The 23,829-nt window shown below is 68.9% G+C and carries 19 protein-coding genes; 5 read left to right on the top strand and 14 right to left on the bottom strand.

All coding sequences use genetic code 11. The annotated features are described in order from the left end of the window. Window positions 1–55: 55 nt before the first annotated feature. Entirely contained in the window at window positions 56–955 is a 900-nt protein-coding gene (locus tag AC07PA_RS04275) for a DMT family transporter (RefSeq protein ID WP_035202930.1), read from the top strand. An 11-nt stretch (window positions 956–966) separates the two neighbouring features. On the opposite strand, the gene AC07PA_RS04270 is transcribed toward AC07PA_RS04275, so the two are convergent. The 11 genes from AC07PA_RS04270 to AC07PA_RS04220 form a co-directional block, all read right to left on the bottom strand. Beyond that, window positions 967–3,627 carry a bifunctional diguanylate cyclase/phosphodiesterase gene (locus tag AC07PA_RS04270; RefSeq protein WP_007852854.1) on the bottom strand — a complete coding sequence of 887 codons (2,661 nt, stop codon included), beginning with the start codon at window positions 3,625–3,627 and terminating at the stop codon, window positions 967–969. Further along, window positions 3,624–4,733, bottom strand: a complete 1,110-nt coding sequence (locus AC07PA_RS04265) for a TRAP transporter substrate-binding protein (RefSeq protein WP_494604399.1) — start codon at window positions 4,731–4,733, stop codon at window positions 3,624–3,626. Before AC07PA_RS04265 ends, AC07PA_RS04270 begins: the two co-directional genes overlap by 4 nt. 250 nt (window positions 4,734–4,983) lie before the next feature. After that, a complete protein-coding gene (locus tag AC07PA_RS04260) occupies window positions 4,984–5,787 on the bottom strand; it encodes an SDR family oxidoreductase (protein WP_494604397.1) in 804 nt (267 codons plus the stop codon). Between the two features lie 107 nt (window positions 5,788–5,894). Next, entirely contained in the window at window positions 5,895–6,827 is a 933-nt protein-coding gene (locus tag AC07PA_RS04255; protein ID WP_494604395.1) for a DMT family transporter, read from the bottom strand. 157 nt (window positions 6,828–6,984) lie between these two features. After that, window positions 6,985–8,280: a DUF3422 family protein gene (locus AC07PA_RS04250; RefSeq protein WP_494604393.1), complete on the bottom strand. Its 1,296-nt coding sequence runs from the start codon at window positions 8,278–8,280 to the stop codon at window positions 6,985–6,987. Between the two features lie 127 nt (window positions 8,281–8,407). Beyond that, the gene (locus tag AC07PA_RS04245; RefSeq protein WP_494604391.1) at window positions 8,408–9,919 is read right to left on the bottom strand and encodes a tripartite tricarboxylate transporter permease; all 1,512 of its coding nucleotides are present in this window, start codon (window positions 9,917–9,919) and stop codon (window positions 8,408–8,410) included. Window positions 9,920–9,937: 18 nt separating this feature from the next. After that, the gene (locus AC07PA_RS04240; protein ID WP_145695535.1) at window positions 9,938–10,426 is read right to left on the bottom strand and encodes a tripartite tricarboxylate transporter TctB family protein; all 489 of its coding nucleotides are present in this window, start codon (window positions 10,424–10,426) and stop codon (window positions 9,938–9,940) included. A 130-nt stretch (window positions 10,427–10,556) separates the two neighbouring features. Further along, window positions 10,557–12,365, bottom strand: a complete 1,809-nt coding sequence (tfpB, locus tag AC07PA_RS04235) for a type IV pilus assembly ATPase TfpB (protein WP_494604389.1) — start codon at window positions 12,363–12,365, stop codon at window positions 10,557–10,559. Between the two features lie 60 nt (window positions 12,366–12,425). Next, window positions 12,426–13,187, bottom strand: a complete 762-nt coding sequence (locus AC07PA_RS04230; protein WP_007852834.1) for a class I SAM-dependent methyltransferase — start codon at window positions 13,185–13,187, stop codon at window positions 12,426–12,428. Beyond that, window positions 13,188–13,736, bottom strand: a complete 549-nt coding sequence (locus AC07PA_RS04225) for a DNA-deoxyinosine glycosylase (RefSeq protein WP_007852832.1) — start codon at window positions 13,734–13,736, stop codon at window positions 13,188–13,190. Between the two features lie 71 nt (window positions 13,737–13,807). Continuing rightward, window positions 13,808–14,668: a TatD family hydrolase gene (locus tag AC07PA_RS04220; RefSeq protein ID WP_007852830.1), complete on the bottom strand. Its 861-nt coding sequence runs from the start codon at window positions 14,666–14,668 to the stop codon at window positions 13,808–13,810. 101 nt (window positions 14,669–14,769) lie between these two features. Here AC07PA_RS04220 and AC07PA_RS04215 point away from each other — a divergent pair, with 101 nt between their 5' ends. From AC07PA_RS04215 to AC07PA_RS04200, 4 genes are read left to right on the top strand one after another with little or no spacing between them, the layout of a single operon-like run. Further along, on the top strand, window positions 14,770–15,705 hold the full coding sequence (locus AC07PA_RS04215) for a S1C family serine protease (protein WP_494604386.1): 936 nt from the start codon (window positions 14,770–14,772) through the stop codon (window positions 15,703–15,705). 30 nt (window positions 15,706–15,735) lie between these two features. After that, the gene (locus AC07PA_RS04210) at window positions 15,736–16,752 is read left to right on the top strand and encodes an AAA family ATPase (RefSeq protein WP_494604384.1); all 1,017 of its coding nucleotides are present in this window, start codon (window positions 15,736–15,738) and stop codon (window positions 16,750–16,752) included. Beyond that, entirely contained in the window at window positions 16,733–17,740 is a 1,008-nt protein-coding gene (locus AC07PA_RS04205) for a DUF58 domain-containing protein (RefSeq protein ID WP_494604382.1), read from the top strand. Before AC07PA_RS04210 ends, AC07PA_RS04205 begins: the two co-directional genes overlap by 20 nt. Window positions 17,741–17,759: 19 nt before the next feature. Then, window positions 17,760–18,803 carry a VWA domain-containing protein gene (locus AC07PA_RS04200; protein ID WP_494604380.1) on the top strand — a complete coding sequence of 348 codons (1,044 nt, stop codon included), beginning with the start codon at window positions 17,760–17,762 and terminating at the stop codon, window positions 18,801–18,803. Window positions 18,804–18,807: 4 nt separating this feature from the next. On the opposite strand, the gene AC07PA_RS04195 is transcribed toward AC07PA_RS04200, so the two are convergent. From AC07PA_RS04195 to AC07PA_RS04185, 3 genes are all read right to left on the bottom strand, one after another. Then, entirely contained in the window at window positions 18,808–21,711 is a 2,904-nt protein-coding gene (locus tag AC07PA_RS04195) for a sensor domain-containing diguanylate cyclase (RefSeq protein WP_494604378.1), read from the bottom strand. A gap of 141 nt (window positions 21,712–21,852) precedes the next feature. Continuing rightward, complete coding sequence (gene lolD / locus AC07PA_RS04190) at window positions 21,853–22,581, bottom strand: lipoprotein-releasing ABC transporter ATP-binding protein LolD (RefSeq protein WP_494604376.1); 729 nt, start codon at window positions 22,579–22,581, stop codon at window positions 21,853–21,855. Further along, window positions 22,574–23,827, bottom strand: coding sequence for a lipoprotein-releasing ABC transporter permease subunit (locus AC07PA_RS04185; RefSeq protein WP_494604374.1), 1,254 nt, complete (start codon window positions 23,825–23,827; stop codon window positions 22,574–22,576). The genes lolD and AC07PA_RS04185 overlap by 8 nt, the downstream gene beginning before the upstream one ends. Window positions 23,828–23,829 lie beyond the last annotated feature (2 nt).

Genomic DNA, 23,829 nt, shown 5'->3' with positions numbered 1-23,829 from the left:
CCATCCTGCCATGAATCTGCAAGGCTTGCCCGACGCGGGTCGATACATTAGCGCCATGACGCAAAGACTCTCGCCCGGCACGGCGGCGATGCTGGTGGTGCCGCCGATGCTGTGGGCCGGCAATGCCGTGGTGGGCCGGCTGGTGCACGACCTGATCCCGCCCCTCACCCTGAACTTCATCCGCTGGGTGTTGGCCTTCGGCATCCTGCTGCCGCTGGCGCACCATGTACTGCGCAGGGACAGCCCCCTGTGGCCCCACTGGCGCCGCTATGCGCTGCTGGGCCTCCTGGGCGTGGGCCTGTACAACGCGCTGCAGTACATGGCGCTGCAGACCTCCACCCCGATCAACGCCACGCTGGTGGGATCGAGCATGCCGGTCTGGATGCTGGCCGTGGGGGCCATGTTCTTCAAGGCACCGGTCACGCGCCGCCAGGTGGCAGGTGCCTTCCTGTCGATGTGCGGCGTGCTGCTGGTGCTCTCGCGCGGCGAATGGAGCCAGCTGTTGGCCCTGCGCCTGGTGCCGGGCGACCTGTTCATGGTGCTGGCCACCATCTCCTGGGCGTTCTACAGCTGGATGCTCTCGGGCACGCGCGAGCCGGCCACCATCCGCGGCGACTGGGCGGCCTTCCTGATGGCGCAGATGGTGTTCGGCCTGGCCTGGTCGGGCAGTTTTGCCGGGCTGGAGTGGGCCAGCGGGCGCACGCACATCGAATGGGGCGGGCCCTTGGTTGCCGCGCTGGCCTTCATCGCGGTGGGGCCGGCCGTGCTGGCCTACCGCTTCTGGGGCGTGGGGGTGCAGCGTGCCGGGCCGGCGCTGGCGAGCTTCTTCGTGAACCTCACGCCGCTGTTCGCCGCGATGCTGTCGGCGGCCTTCCTGGGCGATACGCCGCAGCTGTTCCACGGCGTGGCGTTCGCCCTCATCGTCGGCGGGATCGTGGTGTCCTCGCGGCGCTGACGGCCCGCGCTTCAGGCCAGTGCCGCGCTGCTGGCACCGAGCAGGCTTTCCAGGTCGGCCACGGGCACGGGGCGGCCCATCAGGTAGCCCTGGAAGAACTGGCAGCCGTGCAGGGCCAGGAAGTCCTTCTGCGCCTGGGTCTCCACGCCTTCGGCGATCACGTCGAGCTCCAGGTTGCGCGCCATGCCGATGATGGTCTGCACGATCACGTCGTCGGTGTGCTTGACGCCCAGGTTGCGCACGAAGGACTGGTCGATCTTGAGCTGGTCCAGTGGCAGCCGCGTGAGGTAGGCCAGCGAGGAGTAGCCGGTGCCGAAATCGTCCACCGAGAAGCGCACGCCCTTGGTCTTGAGCAGGCCCATCTTGGCGATGGTGTCGTCCACGTTGTCGAGCACCAGGGACTCGGTGAGCTCGAGCTTGAGCAGGTGCGGCCGGGCCCCGGTCTCGCGCAGCACCTCGACCACCCGGGCCACGAAATCGCGCTGGCGGAACTGCCGCGCACTGACGTTGACCGACAGCTGCACATGTCGGTAGCGCGGGTCGCCCTGCCAGGCCGCCAGCTGCTCGCAGGCCGTGCGCAGCACCCAGTGGCCCATGGGCACGATGAGCTCGCTCTCCTCGGCCACGCCGATGAAGTGGCCCGGCGTGATCAGCCCGCGTTCGGGGTGGCGCCAGCGGATCAGCGCCTCGGCCCCTACGATGCGGCCGTCCAGGTGGAACTGGGGCTGGTAGTGCAGCACGAACTGGCGGCCGGTCAGGGCCGCCTGCAGGTCGCTCTCGAGCTGCGCACGCTGGCTGATCGCGATCTGCATCTGCGGATCGAAGAAGCACAGCGCATTGCGGCCCTGGGACTTGACCTGGTACATCGCGATGTCGGCCTGCTTGAGCAGGTCCACCGAGGGCTGCATGGCACCGCCCATCAAGGTGGCGCCGATGCTCGGGGTGCTGTGGTAGGTGTGGGTCCCGAGCGTGTAGGGCTGGTTGAGCTTGCGCAGGATCTTCTGGCCCACGCGGCGGGCATAGGCTGCGGCCTCGCTGCTGTGCTCCGAGAGGTCGCTGAGCATCACCACGAACTCGTCGCCGCCCAGGCGGGCCACCGTGTCCTCGCGCCGCACGCAGGTCTTCAGGCGCTGCGCCACCTGGCGCAGCAGCATGTCGCCGACCTCGTGGCCCAGGGTGTCGTTCAGGGTCTTGAAGTGGTCCAGGTCCAGGAACAGCAGCGCACCGTGCTGGCCGCTGCGCACGCTGGCGGCCGTGGCCTGCTGCATGCGGTCCATGAGCAGGCGCCGGTTGGGCAGGTTGGTCAGCGGGTCGAAGAAGGCCAGGCTCTCGATCTCGGCACTGGCCTGGCGCAGCTCGGTCACGTCGTGGTAGGTGATCACCAGCCCCGATTCCGGTGTCACCCGCTCGGTGATCTGGATCACGCGGCCATCGGGCAGGGACTGCTCGTGCGGCCCCTGGGGCTGCAGTTGCAGCGCCAGGCGGTGCTCGATCCACAGGGCACGCTCCGAATCGGAGGCGTGCGGCAGGTGGTGCCGGGCCTTTTCCTCGAGCACCCTGCGAAACGGCACCTGGGGCGCCAGGATGGGCTGGAGCCAGGGAAAGATCTCCTCGAAGCGCCGGTTCCATTGCACCACGCGCTGCAGGCCATCGAGCAGCACGAAGCCGCTGACCATGGATTCGAGCGCCTGGTCCAGCGTGGCCTTGCTCTGGGCAATGGCCAGGCGGGCCTGCATCATGCGGTCGATGTAGCGCAGCGCGAACACCCCGGCCGCCAGGATCATGGCCAGGAAGGCCAGCGCGGTGAGGCCCACGGCATTGCGCTCGGTGCGCCAGGAGGCCAGGGCATCGCGCTGCGGGATGCTGGCCGAGATGCGCAGGTCCTGGTACAGGATGGGGCGGTACACCACCAGCGCGACCTCACCGCTCAGGCGCGCCGGGGCGCGCCAGTGCGGGCCGCTTTCGTCCAGGGTATCGAGCGGGGGGGACAGGGTGTGGGTGACGACGTCCTCGCGGCCCGGCACGCTCAGCAGCATCTGCCCGCCCGCGCGCTCCAGTGTGACCTGCAGGCCGCTGATGTCCACGCCCTGCACCAGCACCGAACTGAGCGAGGCCACGGGCAGTTCGGCCAGCGCCACCACGCGCGAGCTGTCGGCCATCTTGAGGTGGCGCGCAAAGTACAGCACCTTCTCGGCGCTGGCGAAGCTCACCACCGGCTGGCTGACCATGAGGGTCGAGACCGACTGGTTCAGCACCTCGTCGAGGAAACCCGCCGGCAGGTCCAGCGCCAGCCGGCTGCCTGCCGCGTCGGAGGAGGCGACCACCTTGCCCTGGGCATCCACCAGCGCCACGTAGCGCACCATGAGGTTCTGGCGGGCCGAGCTGCGCAGGCGCTGGCTGGCGCCGTCGGAGTCGATCCACTCCACCATGGCGGTCGACAGGCCCAGCAGTTCGTCCATGCTGGCCAGCAGCACGTCGACCGACAGCAGCGAGCGGTTGAGCGCCGCCTCGGCACCGGCCACGAAACGCGTGGCCTGCGTGGCGCTGTCGGCCAGCGCCACCTGGCGCGCATTCCAGACCAGCGTGGCCGCCACCAGGGCCACCGACGCGAGGAAGAAGGCAACCGCCCCCGAGACGTAGATCTTGATGCGGGCAGGCGAGGATGGGTTCATTTGCCAGGCGCCGCGGCCAGGCCACGCACGGGCCCGATGGTTCGGTTCCAGATATCGGCGCAGCGCGGGCCGCAGCGCTGCACCCAGCGTGGCAGCACCGTGGAGGCCAGGATCTCGCGGCGGCTCTTCTCGTCCTGCTCCGAGACCGGCACGACGACCATGTTGCCCTTGCGCCCACCGGTGCAGTTGGCCGCCCCGCGGTTGCAGGCCATGCCGTCGGCGGTCTCGCGCTCGGCCTCCTCCCAGATGCCGGCTTCCAGCCGGGGCAGCTCGCGGCGCAACAGCGCCCGCAGATCGGGCGGTAAAGCCTCCCAGGCGGCCTGGTTGGCGGCAAACACGGCCAGGCCCCAGTTCACCGGCAGCGCATGCAGGTGGGAGGTCATGGTGTGCAGGCCCAGGGTGTTGCCCGACATGGTGCCGGTGATCGCGCACTCGGTGTTGCCGGCCGACAGGCTGGTCACGATCTGCGCAAAGCCCGTGAGCACGGGAATGCCGCCCAGCGCCCCGACGAAATCGGCCTGGCTCGACGAGGAGACGCGGATGCGCCGGCCCGACAGGTCGGCCAGGTTGCGCAAGGGCTTCTTGCAGAAGACCACCTGGGCCGGGTAGACGTAGATGGCCAGGGCCTCGACCCCGTGCTGGTCGCGCAGGGCCTTTTCCAGGTAGGGGCGAAACGCCGCCACCGTGCTCTTGAGGGTGGCGATGTCGGGGTTGAGCCCCGCGAGGTCGGGCGCCGTGTACTCCGGGTACTGGGCCGAGAAGGAGCTCATGAGCGTGGTGCCGAAGGGCACCACCCCGAGCTGCAGCAGGCGCAGCATCTCGCCACCGGGCACGCCGGCACGGTCGAAGGGCACGATCTCGGCATCGAACTTGCCGCCGCTCAGGCGCGCCAGCTCCTTGCTCCAGAAGGGCTCCTCCTGGCGTGTGTACTGGTTGATGCCGGCCAGCCCCCCGACGATGCGCAGCTTGTACGGCGCTGGGGTCTTGGCGCCCGGTCCGGCCCCGGCGGCCTGGGCCCAGGCCGCACCGTTGCCGCACGCCCACACTCCGGCAACCAGCAGGGCCAGCGTGGCGAATCGGCTCGTCAGGACACGGGACAGGTTCATGGCGATGGTATCTCCGGCCTTATTGTTCGTCCTAGATTCCCAAAGTATGGGAAAAATGTGCGCAAAACACAACGGACCCCGGCAGGTCCATCAGCCCATTGTGCCTTCGCAACCCCGGCTGGATACCGGGAAAACACGCGGAAAAGCACCCCTTGCAACACCTGGGGTGCCCCTCTTTCCACATGCCTTGACGGACATCAAGGCGCCGCCAGGCCCTGGCACCGCACAAGGCAGCCGTGCCGCACGGCCCTCAGAACGTGCCCTGGTAGGCCCCCCCGTCGGCCAACACGTTCTGGCCCGTCATGTAGCCGGCCTGCACGCTGCACAGGAAGGCGCAGATGGCGCCGAACTCTTCGGCCGTGCCATAGCGGCCCGCCGGGATCTGGGCCTGCTGCACCCGGCGGAACTCTTCCACGCTGGTGCCCGACTTGGCCGCCGCGCCGCCGATGGTGGTGGCCAGCCGGTCGGTGTCGAACTTGCCCGGCAGCAGGTTGTTGATGGTCACGCCGCCTGCCGCGAGCTTGCTGCGCGCGACACCGGCCACAAAGCCCGTGAGCCCGCTGCGCGCGCCATTGGACAGACCCAGGATGTCGATGGGCGCCTTCACGGCGCTGGAGGTGATGTTGACGATGCGGCCAAAGCCGCGCTCGGCCATGCCGTCCACCGTGGCCTTGATGAGCTCGATGGGAGTGAGCATGTTGGCATCCACGGCCTTGATCCAGGCGTCGCGGTCCCAGTTGCGGAAGTCGCCGGGAGGCGGTCCACCGGCATTCGTGACCACGATGTCGAAGCCCTGCCCGGGGCCGCCGGCCGCCGAGAACACCGCGGCGCGGCCCTCGGGCGTGGTGATGTCGGCTGCCACGGCCAGCACCTGCACCTTGCCGGCCGCGCCCTGCGCCTGCAGGCGCGATGCGGCCTGGGCCAGCACATCGGCATTGCGGGCATTGATGACGACGTGCACGCCCTCGTTCACCAGCGCCTGGGCGCAGCCAAAGCCCAGGCCCTTGCTCGCACCACACACCAACGCCCACTTGCCTGCAATACCCAGATCCATGTCCAACTCCGTGATTCATCGGAAAGTGCACACCGCACCCCGTTCACCAAATCATAAGTGGACTTGGGCAGCCCTGCCCGCCGCGGGGCACTGCCCGCACCGTGCGCTCAGGAGGCCGGCCTGCGGGCCGGACGGGTGAAGACGAAGATGCCCGCGACCACCAGCGCCGTGCCGCAGGCCACCCACACCGTGAAGGGCTCCCCGAGGATCCAGATGCCCATGAGGATGGTGGACAGCGGCCCCACCATGCCGATCTGCGCGGCCATGCCGGCGCCGATGCGCTCGATGGCCATCATCACCATGAGCACCGGCACCGCCGTGCACAGCGTGGCATTGAGCACCGACAGCCAGACCACCTCGGGCGCGACCACGGCGGCGGAGAGCGGCCGCAGCACCACGAACTGCAGCAGGCAGCACAGGCAGGCCACGGTGGTCGCCAGGCCCACCAGCCGCAGCGCGCCGATGCGCTGGACCATCTCGCCGCTGTAGACCAGGTAGATGGCATAGCTCACTGCACTCAGGAACACCAGCAGCGCGCCCAGGACCGTGTTGCTGCCCTGCAGGTTGGCCTCGTGGCCGAAGACCAGCACCACGCCGCAGTAGCTCACGAGCATGCCCAGGGCCTGGCCCCAGCGGATGCCGCGGCGGTACAGCAGCCAGCCGAGCATCATCACCAGCGTGGGGTTGAGGTACAGGATGAGGCGCTCCAGGCTGGCGCTGATGTAGGCCAGCCCGGCGAAGTCCAGGAAGCTGGCCAGGTAGTAGCCGGTGATGCCCAGGCCGACGATGCCCAGCCAGTCCTTGCCCGAGAGCGGCGGCTTGCCGCGGCTGGCCCACCAGCCCATGGCGGCGAAGATGGGCAGCGCGAACAGCATGCGGTACATGATCAGCGTGACCGCATCCACCCCGTGGCGGTAGGCCAGCTTGACGATGATGGCCTTGCCGCTGAAGGCGATCGAGCCGAACAGGGCCAGCAGGAAGCCCGAGGCGAGGTGTTGGCTGCCGGCCTTGGCGGCCGAGGGGGGCTGGGGGTTCGACAAAGGCTTCTCTCGCGTCAACGGTCGGGCGCCTGCGGTCTGCAGGCGCCTTCGAGCAGCCTGCCAGTGTGGCACGGGAGCAATAACCCGCGCCATCGGCCCTGCGTGCGTGGGCCAGCGCCATCGGCGATGGCCGCCCTCCGCCGGGCAGGCTCCGGGATCAGTGCTTGCGGAAGATGGTGTGGTGCAGCCGGCGCAGCGACCACCACACGCCCACGGCCACCAGCGGGATCGCCAGGGCCGCCGTGGTCTCGGCCGACAGCGGCCAGCCGATCTTCTGCGCGCCCTTGGCCAGATAGCTCACCAGGCCCACGATGTAGTAGGTGATGGCCGCCACCGACAGTCCTTCCACGGTGGACTGCATCTTGAGCTGCAGGTCCTGGCGGTGGTTCATGGTGGCCAGCAGGGCCTGGCTGCTTTGCTGCTGCTCGATCTCCACGCGCGTGCGCAGCAGGTTGCTCATGCGCGAGACGCGCTGCGACAGCGCGTCCTGGCGCCGGGCGGCCCACTCGCAGGTGCTGCGGGCGGGGGTCAGGCGCCGGTCCATGAACTCGCGGATGGTCTGCATGCCCGCCAGGCGCGACTCGGCCACGTCCTGGATGCGCTTGTCCAGCAACTCGAAGTAGGCGCTGCTGGCCGAAAACCGCGAATGCGTGGCCGCGTACTGGCTCTCCACCTGGCCGGCCAGCCGCGTCAGGCGATCGAGCAGCGCGGGCTCGGCATCGCGGTTGGCGGTGCGGATGGCATCGGCCAGCTCGGCCAGCTCGCGCTCGGCAAAGGCCAGCACGCTGGCGGCCTCGCGCGCAGCGGGCAGGCCCAGCAGCGCGGCCATGCGGTAGGTCTCGATCTCCAGCAGGCGCTGCACCAGCCGGCCCAGGCGGCGCGGCGTCATGCCGCCGGCCAGCAGCACCATGCGCGAGAAGCCGTCGGCGTGGATCGCAAAGTCGGTGTACACCTCGCCATGGCCATCGGCCACGGTGGAGGCGACCAGCGTGTCCTCGTGCAGCACATGCTTGACCAGCGAGCCCGAGCCGAAGGTGTGCGTGGGCAGCACCCACAGGTTCAGGCTGCACAGACACTGGCCGGGCAGGGCCGCCAGCCATTCGTGGGGCACGGCCTCTGTGGCGCCCACGGGGTCGCGGTCGCCGAAGGCGTCGACCTGCGCCGGCACCATGAAGGTCCAGGTGACGAACTCCGTGTGCATTTCCCAGCGCATGCGAAACGCACCCAGGTCCATGCGCAGGTGGGTGGTGTGCGCATCGGGCAGGGCCAGGTGGTGGTTGCGCAGCAGCGCGGCCACATGGGCCCGGCTGGCTTCGCGTCCGGCAGCGTCGGCCAGCATCACGATGTGGGCAATCGCCAGCGGCGCCGCCATGGCCTCGGGCGGGCGGGCATGGATCTCGTTGTGCAGCAGGGCCCGGTGCGGGTGCTGCTGGAGGCTGGTAGGGGCAGGCATGCAGGGCTCTGGGAAGGTGTTCACGCCATTGTCCACGGGGTGCCCCGGGCCCCATGGGGTGGACTCGCCAAAAAACAACGGCGCCCGAAGGCGCCGTTGCGTTGGCTGTCGAAGCAGGCCGGGGAGATCAGTCCTCGACGAAAGCCTCTTCGCGCTTGCTCTTCACAGCAGGCAGCAGCACGATCACCAGCAGCAGGGCGGCAGCCGCCAGCAGGCCGGCCGACAGCGGACGCGTGACGAACACGCTCCAGTCGCCGCGCGACAGCAGCAGGGCACGGCGCAGGTTTTCTTCCATCATCGGGCCCAGGATGAAGCCCAGCAGCAGGGGCGCAGGCTCCGTGCCCAGCTTGTGGAAGATGTAGCCCACCAGACCGAAGGCACCCACCATCCAGATGTCGAAGGTGTTGTTGTTCGTGGAGTACACGCCGACCGCGCAGAACAGCACGATGGAAGGGTACAGCCAGCGGTAAGGCACGGTCAGCAGCTTGATCCAGATGCCGATCAGCGGCAGGTTCAGGATCACCAGCATCGCATTGCCGATCCACATCGAGGCGATCAGGCCCCAGAACAGCTCGGGGTTGCTGGTCATCACCTGGGGACCAGGCTGGATGTTGTGGATGGTCATGGCACCGACCATCAGCGCCATCACGGCGTTGGGAGGGATGCCCAGCGTCAGCAGCGGGATGAAGGAGGTCTGCGAACCGGCGTTGTTGGCCGACTCGGGCGATGCCACGCCGCGGATGTTGCCTTGGCCGAACGGCACTTCACCGGGCTTGAGCTTGGTTTTCTTCTCGATCGTGTAGGCAGCGAAGGCAGCCAGCAGCGCACCGCCACCGGGCAGGATACCGAGGGCAGCGCCCAGGGCCGTACCGCGCAGCACGGCAGGAACCATGCGCTTGAAGTCTTCCTTGGTGGGGAACAGGCCCTCGACCTTGGCAGTGAACACTTCGCGTTCGTCGTCGGGACGCGAGAGGTTGGCAATGATTTCACCGTAGCCGAACACGCCCATGGCGATGGTCACGAAGCCGATGCCGTCGGTCAGTTCAGGGATGTCGAAGCTGAAGCGGGCCACGCCCGAGTTCACGTCGGTACCCACCAGGCCCATCAGCAGGCCCAGCACGATCATGGCCACGGCCTTGAGCAGCGAGCCCGAGGCCAGCACCACGGCACCGATCAGGCCCAGCACCATCAGCGAGAAGTACTCGGCAGGACCGAACTTGAAGGCCACTTCGGTCAGCGGAGGCGCGAAGGCCGCCAGGATCAGCGTACCCACGCAGCCTGCAAAGAACGAGCCAAGCCCGGCCGCCGCTAGCGCCGGCCCCGCTCGACCCTTGCGCGCCATCTGGTAGCCATCGATCACAGTCACCACCGAGGACGATTCACCGGGCAGGTTGACCAGGATGGCGGTGGTGGAACCACCGTACTGCGCACCGTAGTAGATACCGGCCAGCATGATCAGCGCTGCCACGGGAGGCAGAGCATAGGTGGCGGGCAGCAGCATGGCGATGGTGGCCACGGGGCCGATGCCAGGCAGCACGCCGATCAGCGTTCCCAACAGGCAGCCGATGAAGCAGTAGATGAGGTTCTGGAACGTGAACGCTACGCCGAAGCCCAGCGACAGGTTGTTGATCAATTCCATGGTGTGGATGCTCCTGGCTTAACCGGAAATGAAACTGGGCCACACCGGGAACTGAAGCTTCAGCGCCCAGACGAATGCCACGTAGCTGCCCACGGCCAGCACGGTGGCGAGCACGAACACGTCGCGCGCCTTGAACTCGTTGCCGGCCAGGCTGGAGATGAAGGTCAGCGCATAGATGCCGACGATCAGGCCCATCGCCGGGATCCCCAGGCTGGGCAGGCCGCCCAGCAGGATGCCGAAGGCGAAGTTGGCAGCCAGGATGAAGAACAGCGGCTTCCAGGCCCACTTGCCGATCTTGTCACCGTCCACCGTCTCGACCGTGGTGGCCTTGAAGGTGATCACGGCGCCGATGATGGCCAGCAGGATACCGAGCAGCAGGGGGAAGTAGCCGGGGCCCATGCGGGCGCCGTTGCCGACGTTGTACGTGGTGGCTCCCCACGCAAACGCGACCCCGACACCCATGAACATGAGGCCGGAAAAAAAGTCTTTCTGACTTTTGATTTGCACGATTTGTCTCCTATGCGGATTTCACAACCGTGCGATTGTGCTGGCAACAGGAGGCTCGCCGGATGTGGATTCCACCTACACCCGGTAACACTCGGGACTGCGCGTTTTCCCTATGTACGCAGCATGCAAATCAGTCCATGGGCGGCGTTGCGGACATCACCTCTTCGAGGGTGGTGACGCCCTCGGCCACGCGCAGCGCACCGGCCAGGCGCAGGGGCCGCATGCCGTCGGCGATGGCCTGCCGGCGCAGCGCCTCCATCGATGGCGCGGTGGTGATCTTGTCCTTGAGCGCCTCGCTCACGGTGAGCAGTTCATAGAGCCCCATGCGGCCCTGGAAACCGGTCATGCGGCAGTCCACGCAGCCCACGGCCTTGTAGGGCTGGTAGGCGCCACTGAGCTTCCAGGGCTTGATGAAGGCGCTGAGCGCCTCGCGGTCGGCCGACTCGTCCTTTTGCTTGCACTGCTTGCAGAAGGTGCGCACCAGGCGCTGCGCGAGCACGCCCAGCAGCGTGGCGTTGATGAGGTAGGACGGCACCCCGAGCTCCATCATGCGGGTGATGGCCGAGGGCGCGTCGTTGGTGTGCAGCGTGGAGAACACCAGGTGGCCCGTGAGCGCCGCCTGGATGGCCATCTCGGCCGTCTCCAGGTCGCGGATTTCGCCGACCATGATGATGTCCGGGTCCTGGCGCATCAGCGCGCGCAGGCCCTCGGCGAAGTTGAAGTCGAGCTGCGGCTGCACCTGCGTCTGGTTGAAGCTCGGCTCGATCATTTCGATCGGGTCCTCCACCGTGCTCACGTTGACCTCTTCGGTGGCCACGCGCTTGAGCGTGGAATACAGTGTGGTGGTCTTGCCCGAGCCCGTGGGCCCGGTCACCAGGATGATGCCGTGCGGGCGCTTGACCAGCGTCTCCCAGCGCGTCGCGTCGTGCTGCGCAAAGCCCAGCGCATCGAGGTCCTTGACGGTGTTGTCAGGATCGAAGATGCGCATCACCATCTTCTCGCCGAAGGCGGTGGGCAGCGTGGACAGGCGCATTTCGACCTCGTCGCCGCGCTGGTTGCGGGTCTTAATGCGGCCGTCCTGCGGGCGGCGCTTTTCCACCACGTCGATGCGCCCGAGCAGCTTGATGCGCGAGATCATCGCGTTGTGCACGCCCATGGGCATCTGGTAAACCGGGTGCAGCACGCCGTCGATGCGAAAGCGGATCACGCCCTGCTCGCGTCGCGGCTCCAGGTGGATATCGCTCGCACGCTGGTCGAAGGCGTATTGCCAGAGCCAGTCCACCACCTTGACCACACCCTGGTCATTGGCGTCGAGCTGCTTGTTGCTGCGCCCGAGCTCGACCAGTTGCTCGAAGCTGCTGCCGCCCGATGCCCCCCCGGCCTTCTGCGCCGCGCGCACGGATTTGGCGAGGGCGAAGAACTCGGCCGTGAAACGGTGGATGTCCTGCGGGTTGGCCACCACGCGGCGCACCGTGCGGCGCGCCTGGCGCTCGACCTCGGCCACCCAGTCGTCGACGAAGGGCTCGGCCGTGGCCACCACCACCTCCTTGGCCGTCACCTGCACGGGCAGCACCTTGTGGCGCTCGGCATAGGTGGCGCTCATGGTGTCGGCCACGCGGCCCACGTCGACCCTGAGCGGGTCGATGCGCATGTACGGCAGGCCGGAGCGCTGCGCCAGGTACTCGGTGAGCAGCTCGATGTCCAGTGGCTTGCCATCGGAGGCGCGCGTCATGGCCACCGCGGCCAGGCGGACCAGGGCCGGCTGCGAGCTTTCGGCCTGAGAGCAGCGGGCAATGGTGCGCTGCGCCTCCTCCTGGGAGATCACGCCGTCGGCGCTCAGCCACTCGACCATGCGGCGCCAGTCCACGGGCCCGATGTGGTTGACCGGTTTGATGGCCGCCTTGGCAGCGGGGACGGGAGGGGTGAGGGTGGTGCTCATGTCTGCGGGCCTCTCAGAGGGGATGGACGGGGCAGGACGAATAAATGGGGACCCGCATGTTCAAGCCACCGGCTTGAAAACGCGCATCCACTTCGCCGTGGGCAGGTCCCAGCGGGCCTGGATGGCCTCGGCCCGGGCGGCCAGTTCGGCGCGCTTGGGGCGGGTGGGCGTGCGCTGGGCCAGCACCACGGTATTGCCTTCGCGCGTGGGCTTGAAGGCCCACAGCGCGTCCTCGCCAAAGGCGCTGGCCATGCTTTGGAGGCTCTTCTCGTAGCTGGAGGAGCGGCCGAACAGGTTCACGGTCATGCTGCCATCCTCGGACAGCAGGGCCCGGCAGTCGGCGTAGAAGTCGGGGCTGTCGAGCACGGGCGCGGCCGCGTCGTGGTCGTACAGGTCCACGGCGAGCGCATCGACGGTGCCCAGCCACATGGGGTTCTGGATCTCCCTGGCCGCATCGGCCAGCACCACGCGCAGCTTGGGGCCGTCGGGCGGCAGCTTGAACCACTGGCGGCACACGGCCACCACCTGCGGGTTGAGCTCGATGGCCGTGGCGCACAGGCGCAGCTTCTTGTGGCAGAACTTGGTGATGGCGCCCGCCCCCAGGCCCAACTGCATGGCGTGGCGCTTGCTCACCGAGGCGGGCTCGACGAAGAGCAGCCAGGCCATCATGCGCTGCACGTATTCGAGCTCCAGCGCGAACGGTTCGTCCACGCGCATGGAGCCCTGGATCCAGGGCGTGCCCAGGTGCAGGTGGCGCACTTCGCCATCGTCGGAGACGCTGACTTCAGGCAGTTCGGCGGTGCTGGTCTTCTTGCGGGTCATTCAGGTCAGTCGGTAGCGGGCCATCAGTTCGGCCCACGCGTTCAGTTTGCGCTCAAAGCTCCAGGAGGCGTTGGCCGGGCTGGTGGAGGGCAGTTTGTGCACCGGCACGCCCAGGGCCGCGGTGCGCGCTGCGTGCTTGTAGCTTTCGCCCCCATTGTGGGCGATGGCGGCCAGGCGCGGCGCCACATCGCGCAGCGCAGCAAAATCGTTCACCACGGCATGGCGGATGTCGGCGTCCAGGCTGCCCTCGCGCTCGCAGCTGGCATACACGTCCCACAAACCCAGGCCCCGCGCCAGCAGCCATTCGCAGCGCTCGGCATAGCTGGCAGGCCCAGCAGGCCCCGGCAGGGGGTGCTGCGGCCAGAGCGCCTGCAGGATGCGCCAGAAGTGGTTCTGCGGGTGCCCATAGTACTGCTGCGCACGCAGCGAGGCCGCGCCGGGGAAGCTGCCCAGCACCAGCACGACGGTGCTGGCGGATACCACGGCGGGCAGTCCGGCCAGGCGGGGGGCGGCATCGTTGGGCGGCAACGTGGTGGAGGTGGAAGGCATGCGGCGTGGAAGGCCGGATGCACAGGCATCCGATCACTATCAAATATATAGCTAAAAACCCCAACCGACTGTCAAGAATCGGTAAAAGACGGTGACGCTTGCGGCCGGCCTTGGAGCAGGGGCGCCAGGCGCGGCAGGGCCGCCAGCGCGTTGGCGGTGGAGGCCTCGGCCAGCGCCTGCACCGGCATGCCGCGCAGTTCGGCCACCTCCTCGCCGATGCGCGGCAGCTCGCCCGGGGTGTTGCGCCCCTGGGGCCGGCCTGCCTCGCGCTCGGCAGCGGTGGTGTAGAGCCAGTGCGGCGGGATGTCGGGGGAATCGGTCTCCATCACCAGGCAGCCGAGCGGCAACTCGGTGGCCAGGCGGCGCAGCTGCAGGGCCCGGTCATAGGTGACCGCTCCGCCAAACCCCAGCTTGAACCCCAGGTCCAAGAAGGCCTGGGCCTGCTGCGCGCTGCCATTGAAGGCGTGGGCGATGCCCGACAGGCCCTTCACCTCGCGCAGGCCCTTGAGCAGCCGATCGGCCGAGCGGCGCACGTGCAGGATCACGGGCAGTTCGAAACGCCGCGCCAGCTTGAGCTGCTCGCGGTAGAAGTGCTCCTGCCGGTCCGGGTCGAGCCCCGGCACGAAGTAATCCAGCCCGATCTCGCCCACGGCGACCAGGCGCGGGTCGTTCCGATGCTGCGCCAACGCCTGCGCCAGCCATTCCAGGTCTTCATCCGCGGCACTGCCGGTGCACAGGGGGTGGATTCCCAGGGCATAGCTGTCCCCATGCTGGTGCGCGAGCGTGCGCACATCGTCCCAGTTGGAGCGCTGCACCGCCGGCAGTACGCAGTGCGCCACGCCCGCCGCACGGGCCCGTGCACGCACGGCATCCACATCGGGCGCCAGCTCGGGGGCATCGAGGTGGCAATGGGTATCTATCCAGAAGCTCATGGAAACATGATGCACCATGAAACCCCGGGGGATGCACAAGGGCGCGATCCGTGCTACTGTGAAACCATGCACCGCGCCCAGGTGTACCGGAAGGTGACAGGATGCCCAGACCCACTGTCTACAGCAGCTCCCGCCCCGCCCGCCGCCCTTCCGGGGCCGCGGCCCCGAGCAGCGCTGTGCCCGAGGCGGCGGCTTCTGCTGCGGCGCCCGCCCCCAGCCAGCCCGCTGGCAGGCCCCAGGCGGTCACCCTGTCGCGCCGCAACCTCTACGCCCTGTGGGCGGCCGTGCTGCTGCTGGCCGCCCTGCTGCTCACAAGCGTCTGGCAGAGCCAGCGCACCGTGCCCCGCAAGCTCACCCAGGAAGACATCGACAAGGCGGTGCTGCGCACGCTGGAAACCACCACTCTGCCCTCGGCCGCGGCGCGCGCCGTGGAAACCATCGCGCCCTCGGTGGTGCGCGTGGTCGGCTTCGGGCGCAGCAAGAGCGGCAAGGAAGAGGTGGAACGCGGCGTGGGCACGGGCGTGGTGATCGTCGACAAGGGCGTGATCCTCACCAACCTGCACGTGGTGCAGGGGTCCGACCGCATCCAGCTGACCTTCCACGACGGGCTGCAGACCACGGCCACCATCACTGGCGTGCAGCCCGAGAACGACCTGGCCGTGCTCCAGGCCCACAAGGTGCCCGACGACCTGGAAGCCGCCTCCCTGCGCTCCACCAACGACCTGCGCCCGGGCGACCAGGTCGCCGTGGTGGGCTTTCCCTTCGGTATCGGGCCGTCGGCCTCGGCGGGCGTGATTTCGGGCCTGGGGCGCCAGTTCACCTCGCCCGAGGGCAAGCGCGAGCTGGGCAACCTGATCCAGTTCGACGCGGCGGCCAACCCCGGCAACTCGGGGGGGCCGCTGGTCACCATGGACGGCGAGGTGGTCGGCATCGTCACCGCCATCCTGAACCCCACGCCGGCACGCACCTTCATCGGCATCGGCTTTGCCGTGCCCATCGAGAACGCGGCCTCGGCCGTGGGCATGTCGCCTTTCTGAACTCTACTTTCACCCATCGCAAGGAGTCCCATGGAATCGACCCCGCTGCCCTCTGCCTCGAATGCCGCCACCGCCACACTGATGGAGCAGGTGCTCTACGAAGTCAAGCGCGTCGTGGTGGGGCAGGACCGCTTCCTGGAACGCGTGATGGTGGCCATGCTGGCCCAGGGCCACCTGCTGGTCGAGGGCGTGCCGGGCCTGGCCAAGACCCTGACCGTGAAAACCCTGGCAAGCACCATCCAGGGCAGCTTCAAGCGCATCCAGTTCACGCCCGACCTGGTGCCCGCCGACCTGGTCGGCACCCGCATGTACAACCAGAAGACGGGCGAGTTCAGCACCTCGCTGGGCCCGGTGTTCACCCACCTGCTGCTGGCCGACGAAATCAACCGCGCCCCCGCCAAGGTGCAGAGCGCGCTGCTCGAGGTGATGCAGGAGCGCCAGGTGACGATCGCCGGCGAAACGCACAAGGTGCCCTCGCCCTTCCTGGTGATGGCCACGCAGAACCCGATCGAGACCGAGGGCACCTACGCCCTGCCCGAGGCCCAGGTGGACCGCTTCATGATGAAGGTGCTGATCGACTACCCGACCGAGGAAGAGGAATTCGTGATCGCCCAGCGCGCGCTGGACAAGCCGGTGCAGGTGCTGCCCGTGGCCACCACCGCCCAGCTGGCCGCGCTGCAGGCCGAGTGCCGGGAGGTCTACGTCGACCCCTCGCTGCTGCAGTACGCCGTGAAGCTGGTGGCCGCCACCCGCGCACCGGCGCGCCACGACCTCAAGGACCTGGCCGGCTTCATTGCCTGCGGCGCCAGCCCGCGCGCCACCATCTGCCTGGCCGAAGGCGCCCAGGCCCTGGCCATGCTGCGCGGGCGCAGCTATGTGTTGCCCGAGGACATGACCGACCTGGCGGCCGACGTGCTGCGCCACCGCCTGTCCCTGTCCTACGAAGCCCTGGCCGAAGGCCTGGATGCCGACGCGCTGATCGCGCGCATCATGGCCAAGGTGCCCGCCCCTGCCAAGCCACTGCACCATGAGCAAAAAGCCGCCTGACACAACAGGGGCTGCGCCGCCGCGCGCGCTCCCCACCCTGCCCGGCCAGGCCGACCGCCTGCTGCGGCAGCTGGAGTGGAGCGTCATCCGCCGGCTCGACGGGCTGCTGCAGGGCGACTACCGCACGCTGATGCGCGGCGCCGGGCTGGACCTGGCGGACCTGCGCGAGTACCAGCCGCACGACGACGTGCGCCACATCGACTGGAACGTGACGGCCCGGCTGAACCTGCCCCACGTGCGTGTGTTCACCGAGGACCGCGAGATGTCGGCCTGGTTCCTGCTGGACCTGAGCCCCTCGGTCAACTTCGGGCCCCAAGGCAACGCCAAGCGCGACATCCTGACCGGATTCGTGGCCGTGCTCTCGCGCCTGCTCACGCGCCATGGCAACCGGGTGGGTGCCATGCTCTACGGTGCCGGCGGCGCGCCAGCACGGGCCGTGGACACCGTGCTGCCCCCGCGCAGCAGCCGTGCCCATGTGCTGCACCTGGTGCACCAGCTGCTCAAGCCCGCGCCCAAGCTGCAATCGGGCAGCACCGAGCTGCACCTGCTGCTGCAGGGCGCTTTGGGGACCTTGCGCCGGCGTTCCACGGTGTTCGTGGTGTCGGACTTCATCAGCGCCCCCGGCTGGGAGAAGCCGCTGGCCCAGCTCGCCAGGCGGCACGACGTGGTGAGCGTGCGCCTGCTCGATCCGCTGGAGCTGGAACTGCCCGACGTGGGCCTGGTCACGCTGCGCGATGCCGAAAGCGGCGAGCAGCTGCAGGTGGACACGCACGACAGCGGCTTTCGCCACCGCTTTGCGCGCCTGGCGGCCCAGCGCGAGGCCGTGCTGCGCGACGGCCTGGCCAGGGCCGGGGCCGATACGCTGGAGCTGCGCACCGACGACGACCTGGTGGATGCGCTGCTGCGCTTCATGGACCTGCGCCAGCACCGCGTGCGGCCGCCATCGCACCCCTCGTTCCAATGGACGGCCCCGCAGGCCGCCGCCTGACAACACAGGACACGCCACCATGGTCTTTCTCTGGCCCACCCTGCTCTGGATGCTGCTGGCCGTGCCGCTCCTGGTACTGCTGTACTGGTGGCTGCTGCACCGGCGCAAGAAAACGGCGCTGAGCTACTCCAGCCTGGCACTGGTGCGCGAGGCCATGGGCCCGGCCCAGCACCTGCGCCGGCACATCCCGCCCTTTCTTTTCCTGCTGGCGCTGGTGGCCCTGCTGCTGGCCGCGGCCCGGCCGCTGGCGGTGATCACCCTGCCCTCGCAGGACCAGACCATCATGCTGGCCATGGACGTCTCGGGCAGCATGCGCGCCACCGACGTGCAGCCCGACCGCATCACCGCCGCGCAGGACGCGGCCAAGGCCTTCATCGCCGAGCTGCCGCGCCATGTGCGCGTGGGCATCGTGGCCTTTGCCGGCAGCGCCCAGCTGGCGCAACTGCCCACGCAGAGCCGCGAGGACCTGGTCAAGGCTATCGACAGCTTCCAGCTGCAGCGCGGCACGGCCACGGGCAACGGCATCATGCTGTCGCTGGCCACCATCTTCCCCGATGCCGGCATCGACATCTCGGCCCTGGGCGGGCGCCAGGCGATGAAGCCGCGCCCCCTGGACGAGCTCAACAAGCAGGACCCCGCCAAGCCCTTCACGCCGGTGGCGCCGGGCTCCTACAACTCGGCCGCCATCATCATGCTGACCGACGGGCAGCGCACCACCGGTGTGGACCCGCTCGAGGCCGCCAAGTGGGCAGCCGACCGCGGCGTGCGCGTCTACACCGTGGGCGTGGGCACGCTGCAGGGCGAGACCATCGGCTTCGAGGGCTGGTCCATGCGCGTGCGCCTGGATGAGGAGACCCTGAAGGCCGTCGCCACCCGCACCGCGGCCGAATACTTCCACGCCGCCACGGCGGCGGACCTCAAGAAGGTCTACGAGACGCTGAGCTCGCGCCTCACGGTGGAGAAGAAGGAGACCGAGATCTCGGCGCTGTTCGCGCTGGTCGGTGCGGCACTGGCGCTGCTCGCGGCCGGCCTGTCGGTCTGGTGGTACGGGCGGGTGATGTAGGGCATCAGCCGCCCTGGAACTGGCCCCGGCCGGACCGCTTGGCCAGGTAGAGCTTTTCATCGGCGCGGGCCATGAGATCGGCCCAGCCTCTGGCTGCATCGGTGCCCAGCGCCAATCCCGCACTGGCCCCGACCGACAGCCGCAGTTCGCCGATCTCGAACGGCGCGTGCGCCGCCTCCAGGATCTTGCCGGCCACGGCCTCGGCATGGGCCGGCTCGCGCACGCCGGCCAGCACCACGGCGAACTCGTCACCGCCCAGCCGGGCCACCGCGTCGCTGGGCCGCACCAGGGCCAGCAGGCGCTGGGCGAAGGCCTGCAACAGCAGGTCCCCCACGGGATGGCCGTGCTCGTCGTTCACCGGCTTGAAGTGGTCCAGGTCGATGTAGAGCAGGGCCAGCTGCGCGCCTTCCGCCGCCAGGTCCTTCTGGCCCACGTAGGCCTGCAGGCCCGCCCGGTTGAGCAGGCCGGTGAGCGGGTCGTGCTGCGCCAGCTCCAGCAGCCGGCCGGCCTCCTGGTGGTAGCTGGTGACGTCCTGCGCCATCGAGACGAAGCCGTCGACCGCGCCTGGCTCGGACCACAGCGGAATGAAGTGAATGGTGACGTGGCTGGCCGGCACGCGCTGGGGATGGTCCTGGTCGAAGGTCAGGGTCTCGCCACCGAGCACCTTCTGCACCAGGGGCCGGGTGCGCGGGTACTCTGCCGCACCCAGGAATTCCTCCATGCTGCGGCCCAGGATCTGCTCGCGCGGCACGCGGTGCCAGCGCTCGAAGGCGCTGTTGACGAACTGGTAGCGCTCGTCCGGCCCGACCACCGCCACCAGCGAGGGCAGCGCCTCGGTGATGGAGCGCAGGGTGGCCGTCTGCTTGAGCAGGGCCGCGCGCGCCTGCGCCGCCTCCGAGATGTCGCGCATGATGGCCGAGAAGTGCTGGATGCGCCCCTCCCCATCGCGGTGGGCAATCACCATGTGGCTCACCGGCACCACGCGCTGCCGGGCCGCGTACACCGTGGTCTCACCGACCCACATGCCGTGGGCCCGGACGGCCGGGAGGATGGCCTGCACGTACAGCGCATTGGTCTCGGGGGTGTTGAACTCCGTGAACATGTGGGTGCCCACGTCCTCGTCGGGTGCAAAGCCGAGCGCCCTCCGCGCCGCGGGGTTCATGTAGCTGACCCGGCCCTTGAGGTCGGTCTGCACCACGAAATCGGAGGTGTGCTCGAGGATGGCCGTGAGCACGCGCAGGCCACGCTCGGCCGCGGCCCGCTGCGTGATGTCGATGCCCGTGGAAAAGAAGCCGCGCACCCGCCCATCGTCGGAGACGTCGGGCACGAGCTGGCTTTCGATGCGGTGCACCACGCCATCGCGCAGCTCGTCGGCCTCGTAGCGCTGGGGCATGCCTGCCAGCACCTGCTGCACGCGCTGCGCCACCTCGGGCGAGGCAGGCTCGCCCAGCAGTTCCTCGCGCGTGCGCCCGATGACCTCCTCGCGGCCCAGGCCAAAGCGCTGGCATGCGGCCTGGTTGGCAAAGCGAAAGCGCAACTCCCGGTCCACGTAGCCGATGCGGATCGGCAGCCCGTCGGTGACCAGGCGCACGAAGCGCTCGCTGTTGGCCAGCTGCTGCGCCATGCGCCGGCGCTCGGTCACGTCCTGGAACGCGCCGAACAGGCGCACCACAGCGCTGCCTTCGTACTCGGCCTCACCGACCGAGCGCACCCAGATGCGGCGCCCGGTGGCCGTCACCAGGGGCACCTCCAGGTCCCACGAGACGCCTGTCATGGTGGCCTGGCGCACGGCGGCCGACATGGTGCGCTGCGCATCGGGCGTGTAGAAATCGAGGGCGTTGTCCACACTGGGCGTGAAGTCCGCGGGCACTTCGTGGATGCGCCGCGTCTCGGCAGACCAGGAGACGCGGCGGCTGCGCAGGTCGAGCTCCCAGCCGCCCACGCGGGCTACATGGCCCGTGCGCTCCAGCAATTGCTGGCTGGCCAGCAGCGCCCGTTCGGCCGCCTTCTGGGCCGTGATGTCACGCCCGACGGAGTGCAGGTAAGGCCGGTGCTCGCTGTCGCGCAGGAAGCTGTTGGTCCAGGCCATCCAGCGCTCGACCCCGTCGGCGCTGAGCATGCGGTTCTCACCCTGGGTGGTGCCCTCGGTGCGAAAGACCTCGGCTATGCGCGAGCGCACCGCCTCCCGGTCGGCCAGATCGACGTACGAGAACAGGTCCTTGCCCACCATGTCGCGCGGCGCGAGGCCGAAATGGCGCGCATAGGCCGGGTTGACGTAGAACACCTCGCCATGCGGCCAGGCCAGCGACACCATCTCGGTCTGCGCCTCGACCATGGTGCGGTAGCGCAGCTCGCTTTCGGACAGGGCTTTCTCGTACTCCTGGCGCACCGAGAAGGCGCGCGCGATCAGGTCGCGGCGCATGTCCAGCGCCTGCGACACCATGGCCGAGAGCGATCGCAGCGTGGCCCGCTGCTGCGGCGTGAGCTCGCGCGCCTGGCGGTCGATGACGCACAGCGTGCCCACGCGGTCGCCGCCATCGCCGGCCACCAGGGGCGCGCCGGCATAGAAGCGGATGTCGGGCGCCTCGGTGACCAGGGGATTGCGCGCGAAGCGGGCGTCCTGCGCGGCGTCGTGCACCTCCATGAGCTCATCCGACAGGATGGCATGGGCGCAGAAGGCCACGTCGCGCGGCGTCTCGTTGACACCGGGCAGGCCGACGCTCGCCTTGAACCACTGGCGCTCGGCATCGACCAGGCTGATGAGCGCGATCGGCACGCCGCAGACATCGGCCGCCATGCGGGCGATGGAGTCGAACAAAGGCTCGGCAGGGGAGTCCAGCACCATGAGGGCGCGCAAAGCCTCCAGCCTGCGCACTTCATCGGAGGGTATGGATGCCGGAACCGTCATCGGGCGAATCTCCTGAAGCCAACTGCGAGCATCTTAAGACGGGATCGCGCCAAAGCGAACCCTTCCATGGCACCGCAGCGCGATGCGATGGTAACCAGCAGTTCCCGCACCCCGCCGGCCACCACCGGGCGGGCACTTGCCTCAGCCGAGCTTGCCCAGCACCAGGTGCACCACCCGGTCGCAGCGCGCGGCCAGCGATTCGTCGTGCGTGACCATCACGAAGGCCGTGCCCTGCTCGCGCGCCAGCTGCAGCATGAGCGCGAAGACGCCGTCGGCGGTGTTGCGGTCCAGGTTGCCCGTGGGCTCGTCGGCCAGCACGCAGGCCGGGCGCGTGACCAGGGCGCGGGCAATGGCCACGCGCTGGCGCTCGCCGCCCGACAGCTCGGCGGGGCGGTGGTGCAGGCGCTCCTTGAGGCCCACCGAGGTGAGCACGCGCGCAGCCTCCTCATGGCACTGCTCCTGGGGCATTCGGCGAATGCGCAGCGGCATGGCCACGTTGTCCAGCGCGGTGAACTCGGGCAGCAGGTGGTGGAACTGGTAGATGAAGCCCAGGTGCTGGTTGCGCAACTGGCCCTGCTGCTCGGGCGACAGCGACGACAGCTGATGGCCCTTGAGGCGCACGCTGCCGGCCGTGGGCGCATCCAGGCCACCCAGCAGGTGCAGCAGGGTGCTCTTGCCCGAGCCCGAGGCACCGACGATGGCCAGGGTCTCGCCCGCATGCACCTGCAGGTCCACGCCGTGCAGCACGGTCACGTCGAGCCGGCCTTCGGTGAAGCGCTTGGTCAAGCCCTGGGCCTGCAGCACCACCTCGCCCCAGGCGGGCGGTGCGGCTGGCAGGGATGTGGCGGATGGAGCGATGTTCTTATTCATAGCGAAGCGCCTCGGCGGGGTTCACACGGCTGGCGCGCCAGCTGGGGTACAGGGTGGCCACGAAGGCCAGCACCAGGGAAATCAGGGCGATGGGGACGATGTCCGAGCTCTGCGGATCGCTCGGCATCTTGCTGATGAGGTAGATGTCCTTGGGCAGAAAGCTCGCGTTGAGCGCGTGCTCGATGGCCGGCACGATCACGTCGATGTGGAAGGCGACGACCAGGCCCAGGGCCAGGCCGGCCAGCGTGCCGATCACCCCCACCATGGCGCCCTGCACCACGAAGACGCCCATGATGCTCTTCGGGCTGGCGCCCAGGGTGCGCAGGATGGCGATGTCGGCGCGCTTGTCGGTCACCGTCATCACCAGGGTGGAGACGAGGTTGAAGGCCGCCACCGCCACGATCAGGGTGAGGATGATGAACATCATGCGCTTTTCGAGCTGCACGGCGGCGAACCAGGTGCGGTTCTGCTGCGTCCAGTCGCGCACCACCAGGCCGCCGCTCACCGTGCCGGCCAGCTCGGCGGCCACGGCGCGCGCCTGGTGCACGTCCTTGAGCTTGAGGCGTATGCCCGTAGGAGATTCGAGGCGGAAGATGCGCTGGGCGTCCTCATGGTGCAGCAGCACCAGGGCCGCGTCGTATTCGTAGTGGCCCGAGTCGAAGGTGCCGGCTACCGTCATCTGCTTGAGGCGCGGCACCACGCCGGCCGGGGTGACCTGGCCTGCGGGCGCGATCAAAGTCACGGTATCGCCCGCACGCACGCCCATGGCCCGGGCCAGTTCGCCACCCAGCACCACGCGGAACTCGCCGGGCACCAGGAGCTTGAGCGTCTTCTCGTTGCCCGCGGCCAGGTCCGTCACCGAGCTTTCGAGCGCCGGGTCGATGCCGCGCACCAGCGCGCCGCGCATGTCCTGGCCGCGCGAGAGCAGCGCCTGGGCGGCGACGAAGGGCGCGGCGCCCGTCACGTTCGGGTTGCGCCTGACCTCGGCCAGGGTGGTGGCCACGTCCGGCAGCGGCGCACCCTGGGGCGCCAGGATCTCGATGTGCGAGACCACGCTGAGCATGCGGTCGCGCACCTCGCGCTGGAAGCCGTTCATCACCGAGAGCACGATGATCAGCGCCGCCACACCAAGGGCGATGCCCAGCATGGACACGCCCGAGATGAACGAGATGAAGCCATCGCGACGCGTGGCACGCCCTGCGCGGGTGTAGCGCCAGCCCAGGGCCAGTTCGTAGGGAATTTGCATAG

This window comes from Acidovorax sp. GW821-FHT09B03 (assembly GCF_059418305.1).
Note: the sequence above shows the minus strand (reverse complement) of the source record. Positions and strands in the feature narration are given on the sequence as shown.